We start from the raw sequence: 25472 nt of genomic DNA on the forward strand, positions 1-25472 counted from the left end.
CCATGGCGCTAGCTCCGGCGGTCCGCGAGCCAGCCGCGCAGCAGCTGGGCCACCTCGTCCGGCTGCTTCTCGACCATCGTGGTGAGGTCGCGGAAGCGCCCGTCGCGGTCGAACTCGTCGCCCGGTGCGCCGCCGCCCTCCAGCGCGGCCGCGCCGCCGAGGCCGCCGCCGCCCTCCAGCGCGAGCTTGGCCCGGGCCGCCTCGATCGCCGCCTGCATCTCCTCGAGCGCGGCGTTCTGCTCCTCCGAAAGCTTCTGCCGCTCCGCCTTGCGGCGCTTGCGCCCGGCGAGGGCGGCGATGATGAGCAGCAGCAGGAGCGCCAGGACGATCGCGCCCATCTGGATGTACTGCTGCTGAACCTGCGCCTGCTGGTCCTTGGCGGCCTCCTTGGCCGCGTTCTGCTGGGCCGTGGCCGCGCTGGTGTCGAAGGCCATGGAGCTCACCGCGATCTGGTCACCGCGGGTCGGGTCCAGGCCGACCGCGGAGGAGACCAGCTGCTGCAGCTGCGCGAGGTCGACCTTCGCGACCGCGCTGTCCACGATGACCGCGATGCCGAGCTTCTGGACCTGCCCGGGCGCGGTCTTCGTGGTCTCGGTGACCATGCCGACCGCGTTGTTGCGGGTCTCCGTCGTCTGCTGGTACTGCCCGTCCCCGCCCGTCCCGGTCCCGTTGGGCACCTGGATGTTGTCGGGGCCGAGCACGCCGCCGACGGGCGTGCCGTTGCCGCCGGTGTACTGCTCCGACTTCTTCTGCTCCGACAGCGGCGGCACGGCCGGGTCGGCCACGTACTTCTGCGTCTTGGTCTCGGTGTTGTCGAAGTTCAGGTTGGCGGTGACGTTCACGGCCGAGTGCCCGGGCCCGACGACGGTGTCGAGCATGTTCTGCACGGCGGCGCGCAGCCGCTGCTCGTAGGCGCCGGTCTGCGCGGCCGAGCCCTCCGGCCCGCCCCCGCCGCCGTTGCTGTCCGACGTCGACAGGACCTTGCCGCCGGCGCTCACCACCGTGACGGCGTCGGGCTCGAGGCCCTCGACGCTGGAGGAGACCAGGTGCACGATCGAGGTGACCTGGTCGCCCGAGAGCTGCTTGGTGCCGGTGTTCACCAGCACCGACGCCGTGGGCGCCTGCTGCTCGTCGGTGAAGACGTCCTTCTCGGGGATGGCCAGGTGTACCGTCGCCGCATTGACGCCGCTGATCGACTTGATGGTCTTGGCGAGCTCGCCCTCCAGGGCCCGGCGGTAGGTCACCTGCTGCATGAACTCGCTGGTCATGATGCCCTGCTTGTCCAGCAGCGCGTAGCCGGCGTCGCCCTGCGCGGGCAGGCCGGCCCCGCTCATCTCGATGCGCAGCGCGTACACCTGGTCGGAGGGCACGTTGATCGTGCTCCCGCCGTCGGACAGGCTGTAGGTGACGCCGTCGGAGTTGAGCTTGTCCACGATGGCGCTCGCGTCGGCCGAGGCCAGGTTGGAGAACAGCGGCGCCATCTGCGGCTGGCCGGCCCAGCTCGCGAAGAAGTAGCCGCCGATCGCGAGGGCGACGATGGCGAAGACCGTGACGGCCTTCTGCCCGGGGGTGAACGACTTCCAGCCGTCCAGGGCCCGCCGGCCGAGCGCGGTGAGCCGGTCACGCATCAGGCCTGCATCCTCATGATCTCGTTGAAGGCGTCAAGGGCGCGGTTGCGCACGGCCACCGTGAGGCTGGTGGCCAGGTTCGCCTGGGTCGCGGCGATGACGTAGTCGTGCACGTCGGTGAGCCGGCCGGTGGCCGCCTCGACGGCGAGGTTGTCGGCGGTGTTCTGCGCGTCCTGCAGCTTCTGCAGCCCCTGCGCGACCATCGCCCCGAAGTCCGCCCCGGAGGACGTCGGCGCCGGGTTGTTCGAGCCGGAGACCGCCGATATGGCGCCGAGGGTCCCGACCGGCGTGATGGCGTCAATGCTCATGATCAGCCCTTCCCGACCTGGATCGCGGCGTTGTAGGCGTCGCGCGCGCGGTCGACGACGGTCAGGTTCGCCTGGTACGCCCGCTGGGCCATGATCAGCTGGGTCATCTGCGAGCCGAGGTCGATGTCGGGGTACTTCACGTAGCCCTCGTGATCGGCCAGCGGGTTTTCCGGCTCGTACACCAGCTTCCCCTTCGACGGTGACAGCGCCGTGCCGGCGACCACCGCCCCGCCGTCGCCCTCCCCGTAGGCGACCGCGCGCGCCTGCACGTAGCGGGCCCGGAACGCCTCGGCCGAGGGCGAGACCGCATCGTTGATGTTCGCGATGTTGTCCGAGACGGCGTCCAGCCACTTGCGGTACACCGTGACCCCGGTCCCGGCGATGCCGATCGCCCCGAAGATGCTCATCGCCCTCAGCCCCGGATCACCGTGCGCAGCAGGCCGAACTTGTCATCGGTCGCGCGCAGCATGGTCTGGTACCGCAGTCCGGTGTCGATGTTGGACAGCACCTCGTGGTCGAGGTTCACGTTGTTGCCGTCCTCCCGGGTGGGCTCCAGCGACCGGGCGGTGGTGATCGGGGTACCGGCGGGGTCGCCCGCCTGCACCGCGGTGCGCAGCGCGTCCTCGAACTCCACGCGGCCGGCGAGAAAGCCGGGCGTTTCGATGTTGGCGATGTTGTCGGCGATCACCCGTTGCCGCTTGGCCAGCCCGTCCAGGGCGGCGTGCAGGGTGACCGACGTGATGTCCTCGAGCACGAACCGAACTCCCGTCGGTGTGTCGCCGGTCCGTGGCGTGCGCGATGAGCGATCCTTGCTCATTTGGGGCATCGGCCCGTCTGTGCGGATGTTGAGGCAGTTCGGCGGTTTCTTCGGTTGCTGCTCGGTTGCAGGCCGGTGGCATCGCGTGGCGCGCGGTGCGCCGTGATACTCAGGGGAATCCCCGGTTCGTGGATCCGGGTGCGGGCCGGGTGCAGCCCGGATGTCCGCGAAGGCCCCGATCCATAGCGTCGTCGGCGTGGAGAAGAGACCGATTACCGTACGGGTCGCGCGCTGGAGCGCCGAGCACCCGTGGCGCGCCATTGCACTGTGGGTCGTGTTCGTCGCCGTGTGCTTCATCGGCGGCAATGCGGCGGGCACCGTCGAGGCAACCAACCGCGACCAGGCCATCGGCGAGTCCGGCCGGGCCGACGTCATCGTCTCCGACGGACACTTCGAGAACCCGGCCGTCGAGAGCGTGCTCATCACCGCCCGCTCGGGCGCCCTGAACGCCGACGCCGCCGGGGCCGCGGCCGCCGACGTCGCCGCCGCCATGAAGGCGCTGCCGGACGTCGAGTCGGTCGCCGACCCGCTGCCCTCGCACGACAAGACCGCGCTGCTCGTCCGGGTGACCCTGAAGGGCGACCCCGACACCGCCCAGGACCGCATCGCGCCGCTGCAGGCGGCCACCGCCGGCGTCCAGGCCAAGCACCCGAACCTGCGGGTCGAGGAGACCGGAGGGCCCTCCATCTCCAAGGCGATGGACGACACGCTGGGCCAGGACTTCAAGCGGGCCGAGTACCTCAGCCTGCCCGTCACCTTCGCCATCCTCATCGTGGCCTTCGGCGCGCTCATCGCCGCCGGCGTGCCGGTGCTGCTGGCGCTGTCCTCGGTCGCCGCCGCGCTCGGCCTTTCCACCCTGGCCTCGCACCTGGTGCCGTCGACCGACACCACCTCGAGCGTCATCCTGCTCATCGGCATGGCCGTCGGCGTCGACTACTCCCTGTTCTACCTGCGCCGCGAACGCGAGGAGCGGGCCAAGGGCCGTAAGCACCTCGACGCGGTCGAGATCGCCGCCGAGACCTCCGGGCACGCCGTCGTCGTCTCCGGCGTCGCCGTGACGATCGCGATGGCCGGGCTGTTCCTCGCCGGCGACGTCGTCTTCTCGTCGCTCGCGCTGGGCTCCATCCTGGTCGTGCTCGTCGCCGTGCTCGGCTCGCTGACCGTGCTGCCGGCGCTGATGTCCAAGCTGGGCCGCTGGATCGACCGGCCCCGCGTGCCGCTGCTGTGGCGCCTCACCCGCCCCCGCACCGACGAGCGCGGGTCCCGGGTCTGGTCCTTCCTGCTGCGCCCGGCCCTGCGCCGGCCCGCCGCCACCCTGATGATCTCGGTGCTGGCCCTGCTGGCGCTCGCCGCGCCCGCGCTGTCGATGCGGCTGACGTTCCCCGGCATGGAGGACCTGCCGCGCACCACGCCGGCGATGCAGGCGTACGACCGGCTCGTGAAGGCCTTCCCGAGCAACGGCACGGTGCACACCGTGGCCGTGCGCGTGCCGGCCGGGCAGCTGGACAACACCAGGAGCGCACTGACCCGGCTGGCCCAGAAGGCCGCGGCCGACCCGCTGTTCGCGCCGCTGGACGAGGCGCCGGACATCCAGGTCTCCAAGGACGGCACCGTGGCCGTGCTCGACATCGCCACGCCCTTCGAGGGCCGCTCCGACCAGGCCAAGGAGTCGCTGACCCGGCTGCGCACGCAGTTGGTACCGCAGACGATCGGCGGCGTGCCGGGCGCACAGAGCGCCGTGGGCGGGTTCGTCGCCGCCGACGTGGACTACGCCGACCACATCAAGCACAAGCTGCCGATCGTCGTGGGCTTCGTGCTGGTGCTGACGTTCCTGGTCATGGCGTTCACGTTCCGCTCGGTGGTCGTCGCGCTGACCTCCATCGCGCTGAACATGCTCTCGGCCGCCGCCTCCTACGGCCTGGTGGTGCTGATCTTCCAGGGCTCCTGGGCCGAGGGCATCCTGGGCTTCAAGTCCATGGACGCGGTGGTGTCCTGGCTGCCGCTGTTCCTCTTCGTGGTGCTCTTCGGCCTGTCGATGGACTACCACGTCTTCGTGGTCAGCCGGATCCGCGAGGCGGTGCGCCGGGGCCTGACCACCCGCGAGGCGGTGGCGCAGGGCATCTCCGGCTCGGCCGGCGTGGTGACCAGCGCGGCGGTCGTGATGGTGGCGGTGTTCTCCATCTTCGCCACGCTCAGCACGATCGACATGAAGCAGCTCGGCGTCGGCCTGGCCGCGGCGATCCTGCTCGACGCCACCATCATCCGGGCGGTCGTGCTGCCCTCGGTGATGACGCTGCTGGGCAACGCCAACTGGTGGGCGCCGCGGTTCATGCGCCCCCGGCCGCAGCCGCAGCACCGCGCCCCCGAGATCGAGAAGGTTTTCCTAAAGGTCTGATTCGGTAGCCGATGGGGCCGGTGTGCGGAACGACACACGCCGGCCCCATGTGGCCGTCATCCTCCCGTCGCGCGACGCGATCGCCCACCGCCGGTGCATCGGCCTGGCCCGTCAGGTGGCCGCCCGCGGCTGGGACGTCCTGGCGATCGAGCCGGTCCGGAACGAGGCCGCCGCGGGGTCGGCGCGGGCCGGATTGCGAGAAATGAATACAGAGCAGGGTGTACGCCTCTTCGCCCTCGAGTTCGAAGGCCCCGACCCGTACTACGGCGACACGCCGTCCGAGCGGCTGCTGGCCGAGCTGCTCATGGAGCGCGGCGTCGATGTGGTCCACCTGCACCTCGCCGACGACACCGCGAACGCCGCGCACATGGAGCGCGCCTGGATGCTCGGGCTGCCGCTCGTGGTGAGCGTCCACGCCGGCTGGCAGCCGCCGCGCGGCGAGGGCGCCCAGGCCTTCCTCGCCGACCAGTTCACCCGGGCCGACCTGGTGTGCATCGCCGACCACCGGGGCCTGCAGGCGGACTGGCTAGACCCGGCGAGCCCGGTGCTCGACCACAGCAGCCCGCGGGCCGGCGCCGGGTGGGCCGACGTGTACCGCGAACTGGTCGGCGACCTCGAAACGCCGCGCACCGACCTCGGCCTGAGCGTCATCATCGCCACCCACGATCGGCCCGGCCCGCTGCGCGACTGCCTGGCCGCCCTGTGCTCGCAGACGCTGCCGGCGGACCGGTTCCAGGTCGTGGTCGTCGACGACGGCTCGGCCGGGACCGCCGAGCCGGTTGTGAGGTCGTTCATCGACGGGACTGCGCGCCTCGACCTCACCTTCATCCGGCTCGACCAGCCCGTCGGGGCGGGCGAGGCGCGCAACGCCGGCATCGAGGCGAGCCGCGGCGACGTGCTGTTCTTCCTCGACGATGACGACGAGCCGGCGCCCCGCTGCCTGGCCGAGCACCTGCGCACCCACGCCGAGTACGGCGACGAGGCCGACGCGGTGCTCGGCTGGACCGGGCCGGCCGCCGACATCGTCACCTCCGTGGACGCGTGGTTCGCGTTCCGCGGCGCGGTGTACCGAAGCCATGAAGGCCTGCGTCACCTCGCCCCCGGCGACTGGACGCAGTTCTGGGGCGGCCGGTGCAGCATCCGCCGTTCGGTGCTCGGCGACGCCCGGTTCGAGCTGCCCCACGGCGAGGACACCGACCTCGCCTTCCGCCTGGCGCGCAAGCCGCGGGGCCTGCGGGTGGTGTTCAACCGCCACGCCGTGCAGCGGGTCCGCGCCGGCCTCGACCCGGTCTCGCTGATGCGCCGGGCCGGGCGGCTCGGGCAGGCCCGCGAGCATCTCGCCGAGCGGCACCCGTCGCTGGCGACGCAGCCGGCGTACCGCGGCACCACCTACGAGGCCACGGTCCGCAAGATCGACCGGCGCATCGACGCGCGGATCCGGCTGATGACCACGGACCGCCCCGAGCGCCTCGAGGACCTGCGCCGCCGGCCCGACCCGCAGGGCAAGGGCAAGGGCTCGCTGCTCAGCCGGATACACGAGGACCTGGTGACGGTCTGCGCCATCGAGACCGGCCTCGGCTGGCTGCTGGCCGCGCGGCGCTCGGCCGCCCGGGCCGAGCACCGGCCGCTGCGCATCGGGGTGAGCGCCCTGTCGCCGCGGCTGGGCGAGGTGGCGCGCGAGGTCGCCCACGCGCCGGCCGGCTCGGCGGTGCTCGTCGTCGGCGTACCGGCCGGGCACGCGTTCGACCCGGCCGCCGCCGCGGGCTGCACCGTGGAGGTGCTGCCGTGCGCCGGCCCCGACGAGCTGTGGCGGGCGTGCGACCTCGTCGCCTCCTTCGCCGCCGTGGACGGCCACGACCCGGCCCGCCACGCCCTGCCCCTGCCCCGCGGCACCGTCGCCGAGACGCTGCGACGGCTGCTGCAGACCCACGACCTCGTCGGGAGCGCGCGATGACGGCGGTACTGACCCGGACGCTCATCCCCGGCGTCATCCACCACATCTGGCTCGGCGGCCCGCTGCCGGAGCGCGAGCGCGACCTCGTCGAGACGTGGCGCCGCCACCACCCGCAGTGGCAGCTGCGCCTGTGGCTCGACGCGGACGTACCGCCGCTGGCCAACCAGGCGCTGTTCGACGCGACCGAGTCGCCGGCGCAGCGGGCCGACCTGCTGCGGTACGAGCTGCTGCTCGCCCACGGCGGCATCGCGGTCGGCGCCGATCTCGAGTGCCGGCGCAGCATCGAGCCCCTGCTGGACGGCGCCGAGCTGTTCTGCGTGCGCGACGACGACTTCCGCCTGACCGACGACCTCATCGGCTGCGTGCCCGGCCACCCGGCGATCGCCGCCATGGTGGCCGCGCTGCCCGACTCGATGGCCTGGCACCCGTCGCACCCGCGCGACGAGCAGACCGGCGCGGACCTGCTGACCCGGGTCATCGCCGAGCAGGAGGCGCTCGACGGCACGACGGCGGCGGTGTTCGGCCCGGAGCGCTTCTTCCCGTACCACTGGATGGAGCCGCACCGCGCCGCCGAACCGTTCCCGGACGCCTACACGGTGCGGCGCTGGCGCACGCCGGAGGCCGCCGAGGAGCGCACGCGGCGCATCCTCGTGCTGATCGACCCCGACCTCGTGGAGACCGCCACCGTCGTGGTGGCCGGGGCCCTGGACGTGGCCGCCTCGGTGCCGGGCGCGGAGCTGGCCCTGGTCGTCAAGGGCGTGCGGTCGGTGACGGAGGCGGTGGGGGAGGCGATGGCGGCGCTGGTCGGGCAGCTGGCGGGGAACCGGCCGCTGCCGGATGTCATGGTGTACGGCGAGCCGGAGGGCGCGGCGCTGGACGCGGCCGTGCGGGTGGCGATGAGCGACAGCGCCGCCGAGAACGCCCGTACCCTGCTGGCCTTGGCCGCCGCGCGCCCGAGCCTGGCGGCGGAGTAGCCCCCGGTTCCGCCGCTCGGTGCTGATGCGAAAAGTCGGGCGCTCCGCGCCACGACTTTTCGGATTTATACCCTGACGGCGGATAAATCCGTTCTGCCGGAATCTGGCGCCGTAAGGTGGCATCGCCACGGGCCGCGCCCGACCGCGCGTTGGCTGAACCCGTCTGATCCCGGGTGACGTCTCGCGCGCGTGGGCCTTCATCGTCGCGGCGCACCCGGTAGCGCGTCACGGGTCGCGCGCGGCGGTTCAGGCGGTGGACGGGACGCGCGCGGCGGCTGTGGTTTGCGGCGCGCGCGCCTCTTCGTGAGCGGGGCCGCGTTCGGCCGCGGGTCGCGCCTCGAATAGGCGCGCCCGGCCGCGGGTCACGGCTGGGGGAGGCGCGCCCGGGCGCGGGTCTCGGCCCGCGGGGAATTGGGCGCGCCCGACCGCGGGTCAAGCGCCAGCGTCGGACCGGCGCGGCCGGCCGCGGGTCGCCTTGGGCGGGCGCGGCCGGGCGTGGGGCACGAATCAGGCGTCGGCGAGCTCGATGCTCGCCGACACCCGCGGCGCCAGCATCCGGATCTCGTCCAGCACCGCCGCGCTGTCCTCGTCCGGCACATCGGCCAGCGCCGCGCTCAGCAGCGGCAGCGCCTTGTCGTCGTTGAACATCTCCAGCGCGATCGCCGCCGCCAGGCTCCGCTCCCGCGGAGTCCGGCGCGGATCCTCGGACAGCGCAATGAGCGTGCACCGCTCCCCGAAGCCGTGCTGACGCAGCCGGGCCGACCACTCCATCGCGCGGATCAGCGGCACGAACCGCCCGACGCGGGAGGCCAGGGTCAGGACGGTGGGCTCGCCCGGGTACCGCCGCCACAGCGCCTCGAGCAGCTCGTCCGCCGCCTCCGGGGGCGCCTCGGCGATGTTGAACAGCAGGCCGCGCACGCTCGAGCGGGGCAGCAGCTCGGCCACCTCGACCAGGCTGCCGCCGGCGGCGCCGAGGACCTGGGCCATGCGCACCACCGAGATCGGCACCCGCCCGTCGGTGAGCGCGTCGCGCACCACCTGGGCGGCCTCCTGGTAGCGGCCGAGCCGGCTCAGGCACTCGATCCGGTAGCCGGCGAAGCGCTCCTTGCCGATGCCGTACAGCAGGTCGTTGGTCGCCGACTCGGGGATCTCGTCGATCAGCTCGAGGGTGCGCTCGTAGTTGCCCTCGACGAAGCGCAGCTTGAGCTCGTGCTCGTGGACGGTGGTCTCGGACTGCGCGGTCTCGCGCAGCTGCTCGATCATCTCGTTGGCGTCGGCGAGGCGGCCCTGCGCCATGAACGCCTCGGTCATGACCTTCAGGAACAGTACCTTCGGCATCCGTTCGGTCGCCTCGGCCAGGCCGCGGCGGGCGGTCTCGATCGCCTCGTCGTAGTGGCGCGAGCTGAGCTGGGAGCGGGCCAGGTTGCCGATCGCGGTGACGCCGTTGAGGTCGCTCTCGGCCAGCTCCGCCAGGCGCAGGTTGCGGGCCGCCTTGTCCTTGATGGTGCCGCGCAGGGGCGTGTACCCGTAGTGGTCGAGCACGAGCGCGGGCAGCGCCTCGTTGCTCAGCGGCCGGCCGGTGACCCGGTCCTGGACCTGCTCGTGCAGCCGGCCGTAGATGCGGGCCCGCGTGCGGCGGAAGAGCCGGGGGTAGTAGATGACGCTCGAACCGGCGCGGCCCTCGTGGCCCTCGTGGCTGTCGACGGTGACGAAGAAGGAGTTGCGTTCGGTGTACTGCATGGCTTCGCGGATCGTGTGAACGTCGTGCTTGTCGCCGGCGAAGACCTCGTCGGCGTCGACCCACAGCGCCCAGCGGCCCGTGCAGTGGGCGAGGCAGCGGCTGCGGGCGTCGCCGAAGTGGTCGTTCCAGAAGCCTTCGATGACGCGCGCGCCGTGCGCGCGGGCGATCTCCATGCTGCGGTCGGTGGAGCCGGTGTCGTACACCACGATCTCGTCGGCCAGCGGCTTCAACGCGACCAGGCAGCGCTCGAGCAGGTCCTCCTCGTCCTTGACGATGAGGGATGCGCTCAGCAGCGGCGCGTCGTCCGGGGGATCGGGCAGGCGGAGCGCGCACTTCGGGGAGGCGACGTGGGCCACCAGCGACGACTGGGCGATGACGATCCGGCCCTGGGTGGCGAGCTCCTCGTACGGCAGGTCCGCCGTCGGCCCGCCGGCGATCGTGAGCGCGTCGCGGCGGATCGCCACGCACACGGGCCCGAGCCGGTCGACGTCGGTGAACTGCCCGCGGTGGTCCTGGCGCCACTGGCGCGCGTACGCCTTGAACGCGGCCGTGCTCACGATCGCGTCGTCGGGCAGGTCGGTCTGCTGCGGCCCGTAGCTGTGGTGGCAGCGCGGGCCGGCCGCGACCACGGAGGCGTCGGTGAAGGCCTCGAGGATCGGGTCGAGCCAGTGCGCCGACAGCACCACGTCGCCGTCGACGAACACGACGACGGGGTTGCGCGTCGCCTCCAGGCCGTCGGCCCACGGCACGGCGCCGGTGCCGTCGATCACCCGCAGCCAGGTCTGCCCGCGCAGCTCGGTGCGCAGCTCGGGGCGGTCGGCGGGCATGACGCACACGACCTCGTCGCGCAGTCCCAGCGAGGGCCGCAGCGACTCGAGGCAGGCGTGGAAGTCGTCCGGGCTGCCGCCGGCCGCGACGATGACCGATACCGGGATGTGGCTCATGCTGCCCGTATCGGCACCGACGGGTGCTTTTCAAGGGTTTTCCGGTTGCGGGGTGCCGGCCCTCAGGCGCGGTTGTCGATGTACACCGGCGGCATCTGCCCACCGGGACCCTCGCGCTGCAGCCGGCTCACCAGCCGGGCCTGCTGCCGGTTGCCGGCGATCGCGATCGACAGCTCACGCGAGAGATCCAGCTGCCGCTGCACCAGCCGGCGGGCCCGCTCGGTCAGCTCCATCGGCAGCGGCCCGATGCCCTCCGGCGGCGCGAAGAGCGCGCCGTCGGCGGCCTGCTGCAGCATGTCGCGGTGGCGCAGCATCCGTTCGACGAGGTCGGCCTCGAGCTCCATCGCCTCCAGCGCCGCGGTCCAGGCCTCGGTCCACTCCGCCTCGGGCGCGCTCATGCCCCGTTCGCCGCCACCTGCGCGGCCGCCTCCCGCCACGCGTCGCGCAACTGCTCGGCGAAGCCCTGCACGGTCTCGACCCGGGCCCGGTCGCCCGACACGCCGGCCTGTACCAGCTCGGTGATCATGTAGCTGTACAGCGCCGAGATCCCGGGGCCGCCGCTCCAGGCCTCGGTGTCCAGCGTCGCGCGCAGCTCCATGAGGATCTCCTGCGCGTGGTACACCCGGCTCGAGCCGGTGCCGCGATCGCCGGACTCGAACGCCTGGCCGGCGATCATCAGGTCGAGCACCAGCCGGTCGTACAGCATCACCAGCAGTTGCGCGGGGGGCGCGGTCGAAACGCTGTCGCTGACGTACCGGTTTCGCAGGGCTTGCGTCGTCATGCAGTCTTCTCCAGGGCCGAAACGGGGGGACTAGCCCAGCGAGGACAGCTGGCCGGCGAGCCAGCTCGACTGGTTCTTCAGCGAGCCGAGCGCGGTCTCCATGGCGGTGAACTGCCGCTGCAGCGTCTGCTGCCGCTGGGCCAGGCGGGTGTCCCAGTCGGAGATGTTGTCGTTGAGGCTTTTGATCATCGAGTTGCCGCTGCTGATCAGGGACGCCAGCGTGCCGGTGTTGCTCTGGGTGGCCTTGTCGGCCATCGCCGACATCTTGTCGGCCAGGCCGTTGCCGGCGTTGGTGCCCGTCCCGACGAAGTACGACTGCGTCTTGACCGGATCGGCGTTGAGCGCCGAGGTGAACGCGGCCTTGTCGAACGACAGCCGGCCGTCGCGGGTCAGCTGGATGCCGACCGACTTGAGGCTGCCCAGGTTGCCGGCCCCGCCGGAGACCGTCTGCAGGACCGAGCTGGCCAGCTGCTGCATCGAGGAGTTGCCGGCCAGCGTGCCGCCGGTCGTGTCGGTACCGCTGGCGTTCTTGGTCTGGGAGGCGATCTCGGTCAGCGTCGCGTTGGCCGCGTCGACCATCGCCTGGACCTTGGCCGCGATCCCGTCGGTGTCGCTGCTCACGTTGACCGTGACCGGGGGATCGCTGTCCGCGGTCACCTTCTTCGCGGTGATCGTGAGCCCGTCCATGAGACCGGTGAAGGTGTTGGACGACGAGGTGATGGTGACGGGGTTCTTGGTGCCGATGGAGAGCTCGGCGTCGCTGCCCTCGGTGGTGACGACGTCCGTGCCCAGCCCGTCCACGCCGTTCACCGCGAACGTCGACGCCTGGCCGGTCGTGCTCGAGGTCAGCTGCAGGGTGTACTTGCTGGGCCCGATCTGGATCGCCGACGCCTTGACGCCGAGGTTCGGGGTCTTGTTGATCGCGTCGACCACGCCCTTGAGTGAGCCGTCGGTGATCGGCACGCTCGTGGGGGCGGCGCCGTTGATCGAGATGTCGATCGACGAGCCGCTCACGACGGTGTCGCCGGTGCTGGCCACCGAGCCGTTGGAGAACAGGTGCGTCTCCGAGGCGGCGAGCTTCGTCACGCGGAAGGAGACCGAGCCGGTCGAGTTGGAGCCGGTGGTACTCGTGGTCGCGAGCACGGCGTCCGAGCTCGCCGTCGCCGTCGCGCTCTTGAAGGCCAGCGGGTCGGTCAGCGCCTTGGCCGCGGTGAGCAGCGCACCCATCTTCGTGTTGATCGACTGGTACGCCGAGACGACCTTCTGCTGCGTGCTGACCTTCGCCTTGAGCGCGGTCTGGGGCGCCGCCTCCACCTGCATCAGCGATGCGATGACGGACGAGGTTTGCATGCCCGAGACGAGGCCGTCGACGCTTCCGCCGGTGACCATACGGTTCCTCCTTCGAAGAGGAAGCGGGGAGGGGACCGCGGCCCCCTCCCCGGACGGTTACGGGTTACCGCAGCAGGGACAGCACGTTCTGTGGTGCCTGGTTGGCCTGGGCGAGCATGCTGGTGCCGGCCTGGGTCAGGATCTGCGAGCGGGTGAACGACACCATTTCCTGCGCCATGTCGGTGTCGCGGATGCGCGACTCCGACGCGGACAGGTTCTCGACGGCGACGTTGAGGTTGTTGATCGTGTGCTCGAAACGGTTCTGGTACGCACCGAGCGACGACCGGGCGGTCGAGACGCCCTTGATGGCCGTGTCGATCGCGTCCACCGCCGAGGCGGCGTTGGTCGACAGGTCGAGCGTGTCCAGGCCGAGACCGGTCACGTCGAACCCCGAGACGCCGGTGATGGAGCCGAACGCCGACGTGCCCAGGCTCACCACGATCTGGTCGGCGCTGGACGTGTTGGCGCCCACCTGGAACGTGCCCGTGAACGGGTTGTTCGCGGTGTCCAGCAGGTGCTGGCCGCCGAACATCGTCGTCGTGGCGATGCGGTTGAGCTCGGCCGAGAGCTGGCTGAACTCGGTCTGCGCCGCGCCGCGGGCGTCCGAGTCCTGTGCACCCGTCGAGGCCGCCTGGACCGACAGGTCGCGCATGCGCTGCAGGATCGAGTGGGTCTCGGTGAGCGCACCTTCAGCGGTCTGTACGACCGAGATGCCGTCCTGGGCGTTGCGCACCGCGACCTTGAGGCCGCCAATCTGCGAGCGCAGGCCCTCGGAGATCGACAGGCCGGCCGCGTCGTCGGCGGCCCGGTTGATCCGGAAGCCCGATGAGAGCTTCTCGAGGGACTTGCTCATCTGGGTGTCGGTTACGGACAAGTTCCGGTAGGAGTTCTGCGCGGCGATGTTGTTGTTGATCCGTAGACCCATGGCATTCCTCCCTGAGTCCTGGGTCCGGCCGTCCGTGGCCCTCTCTGCGTGTTCTTCCGTCCCATCGGCCCGCGCAGGCACCGCTTGAGGGGGAGGATCGACGTTTTGGGGGATGGGCCTGCCGGATGTGGCAGGGCACGGCGCCCTGGCTGGATGCCGTGCCCTGTCGTGTCCTCAGTCGGTCAGGCCCGTCAGTCCTAGCGCAGCAGCGAGAGGACGTTCTGCGGCGCCTGGTTGGCCTGGGCCAGCATGCTCGTGCCGGCCTGGGTCAGGATCTGCGAGCGTGTGAACGACACCATCTCCTGCGCCATGTCGGTGTCGCGGATGCGCGACTCCGACGCCGAGAGGTTCTCGACCGCGACGTTGAGGTTGTTGATGGTGTGCTCGAACCGGTTCTGGTATGCACCCAGGGTCGCCCGGGCGGTGGAGATGCCCTTGATGGCGGTGTCCAGGGAGTCGATCGCCGAAGCGGCGCTGGACACCAGGTCCAGCGTCGCGACGCCGAGCCCGGTCGAGTCGAAGCCCGCGACACTCACGGACCCGAACGCGGCCGTGCTCAGGTCGACGCCGATCTGGTCCGCCGCCGAGGTGTTCGCACCCACCTGGAACGTGCCCTGGTATGCGTTCTGACCACTGATACCCACGCCGAGCAGGTGCTGCCCGCCGAAGGCAGTGGTGGAGGCGATGCGGTCGAGCTCCTGGTTGAGCTGGGTGAACTCGGTCTGCGCCGCCGTCCGGGCATCGGAGTCCTGGGAACCGGACGACGAAGCCTGAACGGCCAGGTCACGCATACGCTGCAGGATGGAGTGCGTCTCGGTGAGAGCACCTTCAGCGGTCTGCACGACCGAGATGCCGTCCTGAGCGTTGCGCACCGCGACCTTCAGGCCGCCGATCTGGGACCGGAGACCCTCGCTGATCGAGAGGCCTGCCGCGTCGTCGGCCGCACGGTTGATGCGGTAGCCCGACGACAGCTTCTCCAGCGACTTGCTCATCTGGCTGTCCGTCACCGACAGGTTCCGGTAGGCGTTCTGAGCAGCGATGTTGTTGTTAATACGAAGACCCACGATCTTCCTCCTTGAGTTGGGTCACGCCGGTCCATCCGTGGTCCGGTCACTCTTCACATCGGCACGAACCCTTGTTCCTTAAGGGATTCGTGAAAGAAGTTGCTGGTCAAGGGCGGCGGGGAGGGGCGCCGTCGACCCTCCCCGCGCTATCGGTCATCGCAGCAGCGACAGCACGTTCTGCGGCGCCTGGTTGGCCTGGGCCAGCATGCTCGTGCCGGCCTGCGTCAGGATCTGCGAGCGGGTGTACGACACCATCTCCTGCGCCATGTCGGTGTCACGGATGCGCGACTCCGACGCGGACAGGTTCTCCACCGCCACGTTGAGGTTGTTGATGGTGTGCTCGAAGCGGTTCTGGTACGCACCGAGCGTGGCCCGGGCCGTCGACACGCCCTTGATGGCCGAGTCGATGGCGTCGATCGCCGACGCGGGCGCGCTGGTCAGGCTCAGCGAGGCGACGCCGAGGCCGGTCGAGTCGAAGCCGGTCGGGGCGCCGGACGCGGTGCCGAAGACGGAGGCGGACAGGTCGACGTTGATCTGGTCCGACGTGGACGTGTTCGCGCCGACCTGGAACGTGCCCTTGTAGGCGGTGCCGGAGACGTCCAGCAGCTTCTGGCTGCCGAACGTCGTGGTCTTGGCGATGCGGTCGAGCTCGTTGTTGAGCTGCGTGAACTCCGTCTGGGCCGCCTGCTGCGCGTTGCTGTCCTGCGAACCGGAGGACGAGGCCTGGACGGCCAGGTCGCGCATGCGCTGCAGGATCGAGTGGGTCTCGGTGAGCGCACCTTCAGCGGTCTGTACGACCGAGATGCCGTCCTGGGCGTTGCGCACCGCGACCTTGAGGCCGCCGATCTGCGAGCGCAGGCCCTCGGAGATCGACAGGCCGGCCGCGTCGTCGGCGGCGCGGTTGATCCGGTAGCCCGACGACAGCTTCTCGAGCGACTTGCTCATCTGGGTGTCGGTGACCGACAGGTTCCGGTACGCGTTCTGGGCGGCGATGTTGTTGTTGATGCGAAGACCCATGGAAGCTCCTCCGTGAGTGTGGGTCGTACTTCGCGGACCGTCCTTGGCCCGTTCGCGGTTGACATCGGCCCGCCCGCCCGGCGGCTAAGCATTTTGGTTCAGATATTTTCCGCAACGCATATGAAACCGGGTGCACCCGTCCTGCACTTGCGTTTCAGCCCCGGGGCATGCCCAGCGGGTTGGTGATGGCCAGGCGCGCGTTGAGGCCGCCCTGGGCGGCGATCTGCTCGTAGTACGCCTCGCGCCGGCGGGCCACACAGCCCTTGCCGCCGGGCGCGGCGAGCAGCTCGGGGTCGAGGTGGTTGTTGAGCCCGTCGCGCAGCAGGACGAGCGCCTCGGCGCGCAGCTGGCTGATGCGGGACTCGGTGACGCCGAGCTCCTCGGCGATGTCGTTCATCGGGCGCTCGTCGAAGAAGTACGCCGTGACGACCTTGCGCAGGCGGTCGGGCAGGGCGGCGACGGCGTGGTGGAGGTACCCGATGCGCTCGCGGTGCAGGATGAGGTCCGCGGGGCCGGCGGCGCGCTCGGGGACGAGATCCTCGGCGGTACCCGCCGTGAACCCCTGCAGCGACAGCACGACGGCCCGCTGGACGTCGTCGTCGATCGTCTTGAGCTCGTCGACGCCCACGCCGAGGGCCGCGGCCAGCTCCGGCTGGGTCGGCGTACGCCCGAGGGAGGCGGTGAGCTCCTGCTGGGTCGACTCGACCCTCCGGGCGCGGGTGCGCACGGAGCGGCTGGCCCAGTCCAGGCCGCGCAGCTCGTCGAGCAGGGCGCCGCGGATGCGCGTGGTGGCGAAGCTGCCGAAGGGGATGCCGCGGCCCGGGTCGAACGAGCGGGCGGCCCCAGCGAGCGCGGCCATGCCGGCGGAGACGAGATCCTCGCGCGAGACGTGCGAGGGCAGGCGCCCGAGCATCTCGCGGACGAGGTGCCCGACGAGCGGCAGGTGGGCGCGCACGAGCTCCTCGCGCTCGGCGGCGGTGCTGGTCGCGGTCGCGGTCGGGCGGGTGGCGGTGCTGGTGGTCACGGCAACCTCTTCGTGGCAGTGAGTGGGTCTTCGTGTTGGCAAGACCCAGCCTCTGTCACGTTGGGTACACAACAGGTCGCTCTCGGTTGCTAACCGGGAGTTGTGCTGTCGGGGGTGGGGCGGCTTCCGCGCCGCGCCACCCCCGGTCGGCTTCCATGCCGTGTTGTCCGGCTTCCCTGCCTCGTGTTCGCGGCCTCCGTGCCTTGCGTTCCTCGGGCTTCCGTGCCCGCTGGGGGTTGCGGCGTCCGTGCCGCTGGTGCCGCATCCGTGCGTTGCATTGCTTGCGGCGTCCGTGCCGCTCGTTTCGCGTCCGTGCGTGATGCGGCGTCCGTGCCGCGGGCTGGGCGTCCGTGCCCGGCGCGTCCGTGTCCGTGGTGCTCGGCGTCCGTGCCTTGCTTGCTCTGGGGAGGCTGACCGAGGACCTTGACCAAAGCGGCGCGGCCCTTGATCGAAAAGTCCGGACTCCTGGCGGAGTCCTGACTTTTCGGACTTATCACCCGTCGGGGTATAAATCCGAAAAGTCGTGGCGCGGAGCGCCCGACTTTTCGCGATAAAACGCCCTACGCCGCCTTGGGCATGCCCAGCGGCGTCGTAACAGCCAGGCGGGCGCTCAGGTCGCCCTGGGCGGCGATCTGCGCGTAGTACGCCTCGCGACGGCGGGCCACGCAGCCGCTGCCGCCCGGGCCCGCGAGCATCTCCGGGTCGAGGTGGTTGTTCAGGCCGTCGCGCAGCAGGACCAGGGCCTCGGCGCGCAGCTGGCTGATGCGGGACTCCGTCACGCCGAGCTCCTCGGCGATGTCGTTCATCGGGCGCTCGTCGAAGAAGTACGCGGTGACGACCCGGCGCAGGCGCTCCGGGAGGGCGTTGATGGCGTGGTGGAGGTACCCGATGCGCTCCCGGTGCAGGATGAGGTCCTCGGGGCCGGCGGCGCGCTCGGGGACGAGTTCCTCGGCCGAGCCGGCGGTGAAGCCCTGCAGCGACAGTACGACCGCGCGCTGGACGTCGTCGTCGATGGTCTTGAGCTCCTCGACGGCCACGCCCATCGCCTCGGCGAGCTCCGCCTGGGTCGGGGTGCGGCCCAGGCGGGAGGTCAGCTCCTGCTGGACCGTCTCGACGCGGCGGGCCCGGGCGCGCACCGAGCGGCTGGCCCAGTCCAGGCCGCGCAGCTCGTCGAGCAGGGCGCCGCGGATGCGGCTGGTGGCGAAGCTGCCGAACGGGATGCCGCGGCTCGGGTCGAAGGAGCGGCCGGCGCCGGCCAGCGCGGCCATGCCCGCCGAGACCAGGTCCTCGCGGGAGACGTGGGCGGGCAGGCGGCCCAGCATCTCGCGGACCAGGTGGCCGACGAGCGGGAGGTGGGAGCGCACCAGCGTGTCGAGTTCCGCGGGGGTCAGGCTGGTCGGGGCGTCAACGGTGGTGGTCACGGCAACCTCTTCGTGGCAAGGAGTTGGTTGAACGAGATCCAGACTCGGCAGCCGTGGGTGCGGGACCGGGTGGCGCAAAGTTGCAGACCGGTTGTGCTCAACCGGGGCATCGAAGTGCCGAAGTATCGGGCGAAGCACCGGGACGGAACGCGTACAAGAGGGGCAAGCGGATGGGGCTGGCGGATCTCGCGAGCATCCTGTGGCGGGAGCGCGAGATGCTCGAGCTGCTGTTGTTCAAGCTCGAGGAGGAACAGCTGGTCCTGGCCTCGGGGCGCACGCGTTGGCTCGCGCACGCCACGCGGGAGGTCGAGGTGGTGCTGGAGGAGATCCGGCGTACCGAGGTCGTGCGCGCCGCCGAGGTCGAGGCGATCGGCGCCGAGCTGCGGCTGGGGCCGAACCCGAGCCTGAGCCAGCTCGCGGACGCCGCGCCGGCGCCCTGGGGGGAGCTGCTGACGCAGCACCGCAAGGCGTTCCTGACGATCACCTCCGAGGTGAGCGCCCTCGCCGAGGCGAACCGCGACCTGCTGACGACCGGCGCCCGGGCGGCGCGGGAGACCATGCTCTCCGTCGTCGGGTCCGTCGAGACCTACGGGCGCAAGGGCGAGACCGTGGCCGCGGCGCCCCGCACACGGCTGATTGACGGGACGATGTAGATGAGCACCTTCTCCGGCCTGAACTCCGCGCTGACCGCCCTCTACGCGCAGCGGCGCGCCCTGGACCTCACCGGGCAGAACATCGCCAACGCCAACACCGACGGGTACTCGCGCCAGCGCGTCGAGCTCGCCCCGGTCGAGGCGGTCAGCAACCCGGCCCGCTGGTCGACCAGCCGCGGCGTCGGCGACGGCGTCGAGATCATCGACGTGACCCGGCTGCACAACGAGTTCATGACCGCGCGGACCCGGGCCGAGCACGGGCTCAACCAGTACCTGCAGGCCCAGAGCGCGGTGTTCGCCAACATCGAGCAGACGCTGGGCGAGCCGAGCGACACCGGGCTGCAGTCGCAGCTGTCGGACTACTGGTCGGCGTGGTCGGACGTGGCCAACCGGCCCGGCGACACCTCGGCCCGCACGCAGCTGCTCGCCCGCGCCCGGACCGTCACCGACACCATGCACACCGTCCGGCAGAACCTCGACAACTTCTTCGGCTCGACCCGCGAGGCGCTCGACGCCGACATCCGGGTGGTCAACCAGACCAGCGCCGGCATCGCCGACCTCAACAGCCGCATCGCCCTGGCCAAGACGGCGAGCATGCCGACCAACGAGCTCGCCGACCGCCGCGACCAGCTCGTACTGCAGCTGTCCGAGCTGACCGGCGCGCAGGGGCGGCTCAAGCCCGACGGCTCGGTCGACGTGTCGCTGGGCGGCAACCTGCTGGTGCAGGGCGACGTCGTGCGCAACCTGTCGGCGGTCGGTTCGACCACCGTCGACGGGACCGGCGTGTCCCCGGTCAAGGTGGTGTTCCAGGACAGCCCGAGCACGCCGGCCGAGATCTCCACCGGCAAGATCGCCTCGGGCCTGGAGGCGCTCACCAAGACGATCCCGGACACCGTCGCCGGCCTGGACAACGTCGCCGCGACGCTCATCAGCACGGTCAACGCGCAGCATCAGCAGGGCTGGGACATCGAGACCGTCCCGCCCTCGACGACGCCGACGCCGCAGCAGGGCGGCCCGTTCTTCACCGGCACCAGCGCCAAGGACATCGCGCCGGCGTTCACCGACCCGACGATGGTTGCCGCGTCGAGCACGTCGAGCACGCCGTACCAGGGCGACAACGCCAACGCGATGGCCGACATCGCCAAGGACCCGAAGGGCGCGGACACGGTGTACCGCAACTTCGTGGTCGACGTCGGCATCCAGGCGCAGACGATCAACCGCCGCGCCGCCGCCCAGCAGGTCATCTCCGACGACGTCACGGCCGCCGAGCAGGCGGAGTCGGGCGTCAGCCTCGACGAGGAGATGACGAACATGCTGATGTACCAGCGGGCGTACGAGGCCGCCGCCAAGGTGATCAGCACCGTCGACGACACGCTCGACACGCTGATCAACATGAAGAGGTAAAGGTAGGAGGAGGGAACGGATGCCCGGCTTCCGCGTCACCGAACGCTCGATGGCCACGACGACGCTGACCAACCTGCAGATGAACCTGCAACGCAACCAGGATCTGCAGAACCAGTTGTCCAGCGGCAAGCTCATCACCAAACCGTCGGACTCGCCCGGCGGTGCCGTCATCGCGATGCAGCACCGCAGCGACATGGCGACCCTGAACCAGTACTCACGCAACGCCGACGACGGGATGGGCTGGCTGAACATGGCCGATACCGCGCTGACCAGCGCATCGACCCAGCTCAACCGGGCCCGTGAACTGGTGCTGACCGGCCTGTCCAGCGGTACGTCGGGCAGCGACCAGGCCCGCGAGGCGATCGCGCTGGAGGTCGACAACATCCGCAGTTCGATGATCGACCTGGCCAACACCACCTACCTCGACCGCCCGATCTTCGGCGGCACCACCTCGGGCAGCCTCGCCTACGACAAGACGGGCACCTACCAGGGCGACAACGGCGAGGTGAACCGCTCGATCGGCGCCAACGCCTCGGTGCGCGTGGACACCAACGCCGACTCGGTGTTCGGCTCGGGCAACGGCAACGTGTTCAACCTGCTCCAGCGCATCTCCGACGACCTGCGCAACAACCCGTCCGCGCTCGACACCGACCTCGCCGACGTCGACACGGCGCAGAAACGCGTGCAGACGGGCCTTTCGGGCGTTGGATCCCGATACAATCAGATTTCGCAGATGCAGCAGTCCGCGGAGAACCGTGTGCTCGACCTGAAGGCCCAGCTGTCCGACGTCGAGGACATCGACCTGCCGAAGACCATTACCGAGCTGTCCCTGCAGCAGACCGCGTACCAGGCGGCGCTGGCCGCGACCGCCAAGGTCATCCAGCCGTCGCTGGTGGACTTCCTGCGGTAGAGGGAACGGCCCGGGACCACAGCCACCGTGAGGAATCAATGAGCGTCGCGACCGTTGGCAGCCCGGAGACCACCACGCTGCCGGTGATCGACTTCGTGTCGCCGATCCCGGGCTTCCCCGAGGACCGGCGCTTCGTGCTGGTCAGGCTCGACGACGCCGGCGTCCTGTACGCGCTGACCTCGGTCGACACGGCGGGGCTGCGCTTCCTCGTGGTACCGCCGGCGCAGTTCTTCCCCGACTACGAGGCGGAGATCGACGACGAGACGCTCGGCGCCCTCGGCGTGACCGACCAGGCCGACCTGCTCGTGCTGCTGGTGGTCACCGCGGGGGAGTCGGGGGCCGAGGACGCCACGGCCAACCTCATGGCCCCGATCGTGCTCGACCAGCGCAGCCGCCGCGCCGTGCAGCTGATCCTCAGCCACAGCGGTCACCCGGTCCGCCAGCGCCTCCTGGTGCCGGCCTGACCACCACGAATGGGGCGGCGCCCGGCTTTCCCGCTCGGCGTGGCCGACAAATCGGGTACTGTTCGCCTATCGCCCAGCGAAGGAGCGGCTCGTGCTCGTTCTGACCCGACGTCCCGGTGAAAGCGTCATGGTCGGCGACGATGTCGTCGTCACCGTGCTCGACGTGCGCGGCGACGTGGTGCGGCTGGGCATCAAGGCCCCCCGCAGCATCCAGGTCCACCGCGAAGAGGTGTACCGCGAGCTGCAGAAGGCCAACCGCGAGGCCGCGTCGCCCAGTGACGTCGCCGTGCGCGCGCTCAGCCGCATGCTGCGCACCGAGAGCAAATAGCGTCGTTTGGCCCGCCGGTGGTGCTCCTCACCGGCGCGGGCATGGACGGGAGCGTCACATGAACGGCCTGGTCGCCCGCTTCCGCTTCTGACTGCGCCGCCCGCGCGGAAGGCCGGAGAATAGCCCCATGCTGTACGGCGACGCGGATCTGCGGACGCTCAGCGCCCCCGGTCGATGGCGGCGGATCACGCCGTTCCTGGCCGTCACGCTGATCTCGTTCGCCGTCGCGTGGCTGCCGCCGCGGGTCGAGCCGGCGGCGCTGACGGGCGCCGCCACCCTGCTCGCCGCGCTGCTGCTCCTGGTTGTACTCGTGCCGTGGCCGCGCCTGCCGCTCGCCTACGAGGCGGTGCCGCCGCTGGGGTTCTTCGGCGTCGTGCTGCTGCTCAACGTCGCGGCCGAGGGCGGGCCGGCCGGCTACGCCCCGCTCGCGCTGCTGCCGGTGCTGTGGCTCGGGCTGTACCACGGCCGGCTCGCCACGGCGATCGGCGTGGCCATGATGGCGGTCGTGTTCGTCGTGCCGAGCGCGCTCGACGCCGAGCTGCGCCGCTTCGAGTGGCGCCGCGGCCTGCTCGTCGTCGCGATCGGCGTGCTCCTGGCCACCGCCGCGCAGAGCGCGACGCGGCGGGCCCGCGTGTCCGCCCGCCAGCTGTGCCGCGCGACCCGCGAGGCCCGGCGCGAGCGGGACTTCAACCAGGCGATCCTCGACTCGAGCGGCTTGCTCGTCATCGTTGTGGACCGGGCCGGGCGGGTCACGGGCTTCAACCGCCGCTGCGAGGAGGTCACCGGCCGCCGCGCCGCCGACGTCCTCGGCCGGCGGTACCGCGACCTCGGACTGTCCACTCGCGACGGTGCGCAGATCGACGCCGCGCTCGCCGGGGTCGTCACCGCCGGGCACCAGCCGCCGGCCGAGCGCGACTGGATCGTCCCCGCCGGCCGGCGGCGCATCGCCTGGAGCACCGCCGTGCTCACCGACGACGAAGGCCGCTTCACCCACATGATCTGCACCGGCATCGACGTCACGGAGCAGCGCCGGACCGAGCGGCTCTTCGCCGACGTGCTCGCCGCCGCGACCGAGCAGGCCATCATCGGCGTGGACCGGCGGGGGACCGTGACGGTGTTCAACGCCGGCGCCGAGCGGCTGCTGGGCTACCGGGCCGCGGACGTCGTCGGCGCCGCCGACCTGGCCCGCTTCCACGCCCCGGGCGAGCTGGAGGACCTCGAGAGCGTCTTCGCGCCGGCCCGGGCGGGCGACACCGAGGCCCGCGAGTGCGACTACGTACGCCAGGACGGCTCGCGGGTCCCGGTCGCGCGCACCGTCAGCGTGATCCGGGACGAGTCGGGGGAGGTCACCGGATACCTGAGCGTGGCCCGGGACGTCACCCGCGAGCGGCGCACCGTCGAGGCCATGCGCCACGCCCTCGAACGGGAGCGGGCCGCCGCCGATCGCCTGCGCGAGCTCGACAAGGTCCGCGCCGACCTGGTCGCGACCGTCTCCCACGAGCTGCGCACCCCGCTCACGAGCATCCTCGGCAACGTCGAGGTGATCGCCGACGGCGACGCCGGCCCGGTCGCCCCGCCGCAGGCCCGGCTGCTCGCCGCGGTCGAGCGCAACGCCCGCCGGCTGCTCGCGCTCATCGAGGACCTGCTCATGCTCTCGCGCATCGAGGCGGGGGCGGTGAAGATCAACAGCCGGCCGGTGCAGATCCGGGCGGTGGTGGCGGGGGCGCTGGAGGCCCTGCAGGCGGTCCGCGGCCAGCGCGACGTGCGCCTGGACGTCGACCTGCCCGACGGCCCGCTGTCCGTACAGGGCGACCGCGACCAGCTCGAGCGCGTGGTCATCAACCTGCTGGACAACGCCCTGAAGTTCACCCCGCCCGGCGGCAGCGCGCGGCTGAGCGCGGGCCTCGACGGGGGACAGGTGCGGCTGACGGTCGCCGACACCGGGATGGGCATCCCCGAAGACGAGATCGACCAGATCTTCGAGCGGTTCTTCCGCTCCAGCCGCTCCCACGAGCGGCAGAGCCAGGGCACGGGCCTCGGGCTCGCGATCGCCAAGAGCATCGTGGAGCGCCACGGCGGGCGGATCTGGGCCACGCCCGCCACGGGTCAGGGCACGGTCGTGACGTGTCTGCTGCCCGGGTCTACCACGACGTGACGTCGCCGCCGATCAGCGTGATCGCCGCGACCAGCGTGATGCCGAGGAGGACGGCGGCGAGGCCGACGTCGACCGTGGCGGCGCCGCGGTCCCCGCGCAGCTTCAGCCTCGCGAACAGCTTCGTCATGATGCGTTCCCCTCGCCGTACCGGATGTGACTCGACTATGACGGACCGTGATCGGCGGCGTCTGTCCCGTGGCGGTTCGTCGGTCGGCTGACGATCACCCGACACCGGGGTTCCGGGTGGGTGTCAGCCCGGCGCGGGAGGGAATCTTGGGCGCCATGGCGTCGCTGGCGCATTTGCCGAAAGCCACCCCCGCCCGGGGTACCGCAGCTCAGAATGATGTTGTGCCGAAGATCGACAATGGTCTGGCGCCAATCCTGCGGGCCCTGCTGGCGCTGGTGCTGTGCACCGCGTGGCTGGTGGGCGAGCCGCCCGCGGCGCTGCGGACCGCGCGCTTCGCCGTGGTCGTGCCAGGCCCGCCGATCGGGCAGCCGGCCGAGGCCACGATGGACGGGGCGCGCTGCGCCGACCCGGCCGGGACGTGGTTGGGGATGCGCTGGCGCAGCGAGCTCAAGTGGCGGGTGAACGAGAAGACCATCCCGGCGTACCTCGGCGACCGCACGGCCGTCATCAACGCCCTGCGCAGCGCGGCCACGAACGTCAACACCGGGCGCAACGACTGCGGCCTGCCCGAGAACCTGGGGATCCAGGAGTCGTACGAGGGCAAGACCGACAAGATCGCCGGCGTGACCCCGTCGGGCGGCTGCGGCCAGCGCGACGGCCACAACTCGGTCTCGTTCGGCCCGCTCAACCAGGGGCTGCTCGCCGTCACGTGCATCTGGTGGTACGGCGGCAAGGAGAACGGCCGCAGCGTCGAGACCGACATCCTCATCGACGACACCGAGGGCCTGTTCTTCCTGAACACCCCGCCGTCGTGCAGCAACCGCTGGGACCTCGAGGGCACCGTCACCCACGAGTTCGGCCACGCCTTCGGCCTCGGCCACGTCGCGTTCGCGCAGCACTCGGCGCTCACGATGACCGACGGCCTGCCCGACTGCTCGACCGCCTACCGCGGCCTGGGCCTCGGCGACTACCTGACGCTGAAGCAGCAGTACGGCACCAACTGAGCCGGCAACTGTCCGGCAACGCGCCGGGAGCGAGGGGCGCAACCG

At 71.2% G+C, this 25472-nt stretch carries 24 protein-coding genes; 10 read left to right on the forward strand and 14 right to left on the reverse strand.

Going from position 1 to position 25472, the window contains the following annotated elements:
- Window positions 1-8: 8 nt before the first annotated feature.
- Genes fliF through ACQEVU_RS01125 form a run of 4 tightly spaced genes read right to left on the reverse strand, consistent with a single transcriptional unit; the run spans window position 9 to window position 2690 of the window.
- Window positions 9-1628 carry a flagellar basal-body MS-ring/collar protein FliF gene (gene fliF, locus ACQEVU_RS01110; protein ID WP_433319121.1) on the reverse strand — a complete coding sequence of 540 codons (1620 nt, stop codon included), beginning with the start codon at window positions 1626-1628 and terminating at the stop codon, window positions 9-11.
- The gene (gene fliE, locus ACQEVU_RS01115) at window positions 1628-1936 is read right to left on the reverse strand and encodes a flagellar hook-basal body complex protein FliE (RefSeq protein WP_433319123.1); all 309 of its coding nucleotides are present in this window, start codon (window positions 1934-1936) and stop codon (window positions 1628-1630) included. Before fliE ends, fliF begins: the two co-directional genes overlap by 1 nt.
- A gap of 2 nt (window positions 1937-1938) precedes the next feature.
- The gene (locus ACQEVU_RS01120; protein WP_433319126.1) at window positions 1939-2343 is read right to left on the reverse strand and encodes a flagellar basal body rod protein FlgC; all 405 of its coding nucleotides are present in this window, start codon (window positions 2341-2343) and stop codon (window positions 1939-1941) included.
- A gap of 5 nt (window positions 2344-2348) precedes the next feature.
- Entirely contained in the window at window positions 2349-2690 is a 342-nt protein-coding gene (locus ACQEVU_RS01125; protein WP_433319129.1) for a flagellar basal body rod protein FlgB, read from the reverse strand.
- A gap of 259 nt (window positions 2691-2949) precedes the next feature.
- Here ACQEVU_RS01125 and ACQEVU_RS01130 point away from each other — a divergent pair, with 259 nt between their 5' ends.
- Genes ACQEVU_RS01130 through ACQEVU_RS01140 form a run of 3 tightly spaced genes read left to right on the forward strand, consistent with a single transcriptional unit; the run spans window position 2950 to window position 8076 of the window.
- Complete coding sequence (locus ACQEVU_RS01130; RefSeq protein ID WP_433319132.1) at window positions 2950-5148, forward strand: MMPL family transporter; 2199 nt, start codon at window positions 2950-2952, stop codon at window positions 5146-5148.
- A 49-nt stretch (window positions 5149-5197) separates the two neighbouring features.
- Window positions 5198-7102 (forward strand): glycosyltransferase, encoded by a 1905-nt coding sequence (locus ACQEVU_RS01135; RefSeq protein ID WP_433319135.1) that lies wholly within the window; start codon window positions 5198-5200, stop codon window positions 7100-7102.
- Window positions 7099-8076, forward strand: coding sequence for a glycosyltransferase family 32 protein (locus tag ACQEVU_RS01140; RefSeq protein WP_433319138.1), 978 nt, complete (start codon window positions 7099-7101; stop codon window positions 8074-8076). Before ACQEVU_RS01135 ends, ACQEVU_RS01140 begins: the two co-directional genes overlap by 4 nt.
- Window positions 8077-8583: 507 nt before the next feature.
- On the opposite strand, the gene ACQEVU_RS01145 is transcribed toward ACQEVU_RS01140, so the two are convergent.
- The 9 genes from ACQEVU_RS01145 to ACQEVU_RS01185 form a co-directional block, all read right to left on the reverse strand.
- Window positions 8584-10761, reverse strand: a complete 2178-nt coding sequence (locus ACQEVU_RS01145; protein ID WP_433319141.1) for a tetratricopeptide repeat-containing glycosyltransferase family 2 protein — start codon at window positions 10759-10761, stop codon at window positions 8584-8586.
- A gap of 62 nt (window positions 10762-10823) precedes the next feature.
- Window positions 10824-11159: a hypothetical protein gene (locus tag ACQEVU_RS01150; protein ID WP_433319144.1), complete on the reverse strand. Its 336-nt coding sequence runs from the start codon at window positions 11157-11159 to the stop codon at window positions 10824-10826.
- Window positions 11156-11542, reverse strand: a complete 387-nt coding sequence (gene fliS / locus ACQEVU_RS01155; RefSeq protein WP_433319147.1) for a flagellar export chaperone FliS — start codon at window positions 11540-11542, stop codon at window positions 11156-11158. Before fliS ends, ACQEVU_RS01150 begins: the two co-directional genes overlap by 4 nt.
- Window positions 11543-11572: 30 nt before the next feature.
- Window positions 11573-12931 carry a flagellar filament capping protein FliD gene (fliD, locus tag ACQEVU_RS01160; protein WP_433319150.1) on the reverse strand — a complete coding sequence of 453 codons (1359 nt, stop codon included), beginning with the start codon at window positions 12929-12931 and terminating at the stop codon, window positions 11573-11575.
- 64 nt (window positions 12932-12995) lie between these two features.
- A complete protein-coding gene (locus ACQEVU_RS01165) occupies window positions 12996-13856 on the reverse strand; it encodes a flagellin (RefSeq protein ID WP_433319153.1) in 861 nt (286 codons plus the stop codon).
- Window positions 13857-14053: 197 nt separating this feature from the next.
- Window positions 14054-14920: a flagellin gene (locus ACQEVU_RS01170; protein ID WP_433319156.1), complete on the reverse strand. Its 867-nt coding sequence runs from the start codon at window positions 14918-14920 to the stop codon at window positions 14054-14056.
- A 153-nt stretch (window positions 14921-15073) separates the two neighbouring features.
- Window positions 15074-15937: a flagellin gene (locus ACQEVU_RS01175; RefSeq protein ID WP_433319159.1), complete on the reverse strand. Its 864-nt coding sequence runs from the start codon at window positions 15935-15937 to the stop codon at window positions 15074-15076.
- A gap of 154 nt (window positions 15938-16091) precedes the next feature.
- Window positions 16092-16961: a sigma-70 family RNA polymerase sigma factor gene (locus ACQEVU_RS01180; RefSeq protein WP_433319162.1), complete on the reverse strand. Its 870-nt coding sequence runs from the start codon at window positions 16959-16961 to the stop codon at window positions 16092-16094.
- A gap of 560 nt (window positions 16962-17521) precedes the next feature.
- Window positions 17522-18382 carry a sigma-70 family RNA polymerase sigma factor gene (locus ACQEVU_RS01185; RefSeq protein ID WP_433319165.1) on the reverse strand — a complete coding sequence of 287 codons (861 nt, stop codon included), beginning with the start codon at window positions 18380-18382 and terminating at the stop codon, window positions 17522-17524.
- 170 nt (window positions 18383-18552) lie between these two features.
- Between ACQEVU_RS01185 and flgN the strand changes: the two genes are divergently transcribed.
- From flgN to ACQEVU_RS01215, 6 genes are all read left to right on the forward strand, one after another.
- Window positions 18553-19035 carry a flagellar export chaperone FlgN gene (flgN, locus tag ACQEVU_RS01190; RefSeq protein WP_433319168.1) on the forward strand — a complete coding sequence of 161 codons (483 nt, stop codon included), beginning with the start codon at window positions 18553-18555 and terminating at the stop codon, window positions 19033-19035.
- Window positions 19036-20439 (forward strand): flagellar hook-associated protein FlgK, encoded by a 1404-nt coding sequence (gene flgK / locus ACQEVU_RS01195; RefSeq protein WP_433319171.1) that lies wholly within the window; start codon window positions 19036-19038, stop codon window positions 20437-20439.
- Window positions 20440-20458: 19 nt separating this feature from the next.
- Entirely contained in the window at window positions 20459-21349 is an 891-nt protein-coding gene (flgL, locus tag ACQEVU_RS01200) for a flagellar hook-associated protein FlgL (RefSeq protein WP_433319174.1), read from the forward strand.
- Window positions 21350-21387: 38 nt separating this feature from the next.
- Window positions 21388-21813 carry a flagellar assembly protein FliW gene (gene fliW / locus ACQEVU_RS01205; RefSeq protein ID WP_433319177.1) on the forward strand — a complete coding sequence of 142 codons (426 nt, stop codon included), beginning with the start codon at window positions 21388-21390 and terminating at the stop codon, window positions 21811-21813.
- 91 nt (window positions 21814-21904) lie between these two features.
- Complete coding sequence (gene csrA / locus ACQEVU_RS01210; protein WP_344614898.1) at window positions 21905-22141, forward strand: carbon storage regulator CsrA; 237 nt, start codon at window positions 21905-21907, stop codon at window positions 22139-22141.
- Window positions 22142-22268: 127 nt separating this feature from the next.
- Window positions 22269-24296 carry an ATP-binding protein gene (locus ACQEVU_RS01215; RefSeq protein ID WP_433319181.1) on the forward strand — a complete coding sequence of 676 codons (2028 nt, stop codon included), beginning with the start codon at window positions 22269-22271 and terminating at the stop codon, window positions 24294-24296.
- Here the strand turns inward: ACQEVU_RS01215 and ACQEVU_RS01220 are convergent.
- Complete coding sequence (locus ACQEVU_RS01220) at window positions 24283-24423, reverse strand: hypothetical protein (protein ID WP_433319184.1); 141 nt, start codon at window positions 24421-24423, stop codon at window positions 24283-24285. The two genes, ACQEVU_RS01215 and ACQEVU_RS01220, sit on opposite strands and share 14 nt — an antisense overlap.
- 221 nt (window positions 24424-24644) lie before the next feature.
- Between ACQEVU_RS01220 and ACQEVU_RS01225 the strand changes: the two genes are divergently transcribed.
- Window positions 24645-25427, forward strand: a complete 783-nt coding sequence (locus ACQEVU_RS01225; RefSeq protein ID WP_433319187.1) for a hypothetical protein — start codon at window positions 24645-24647, stop codon at window positions 25425-25427.
- Window positions 25428-25472: the final 45 nt, after the last annotated feature.

Source organism: Dactylosporangium sp. CA-139066 (assembly GCF_050936175.1).
In the GTDB taxonomy this organism is placed as follows: Bacteria; Actinomycetota; Actinomycetes; order Mycobacteriales; family Micromonosporaceae; genus Dactylosporangium.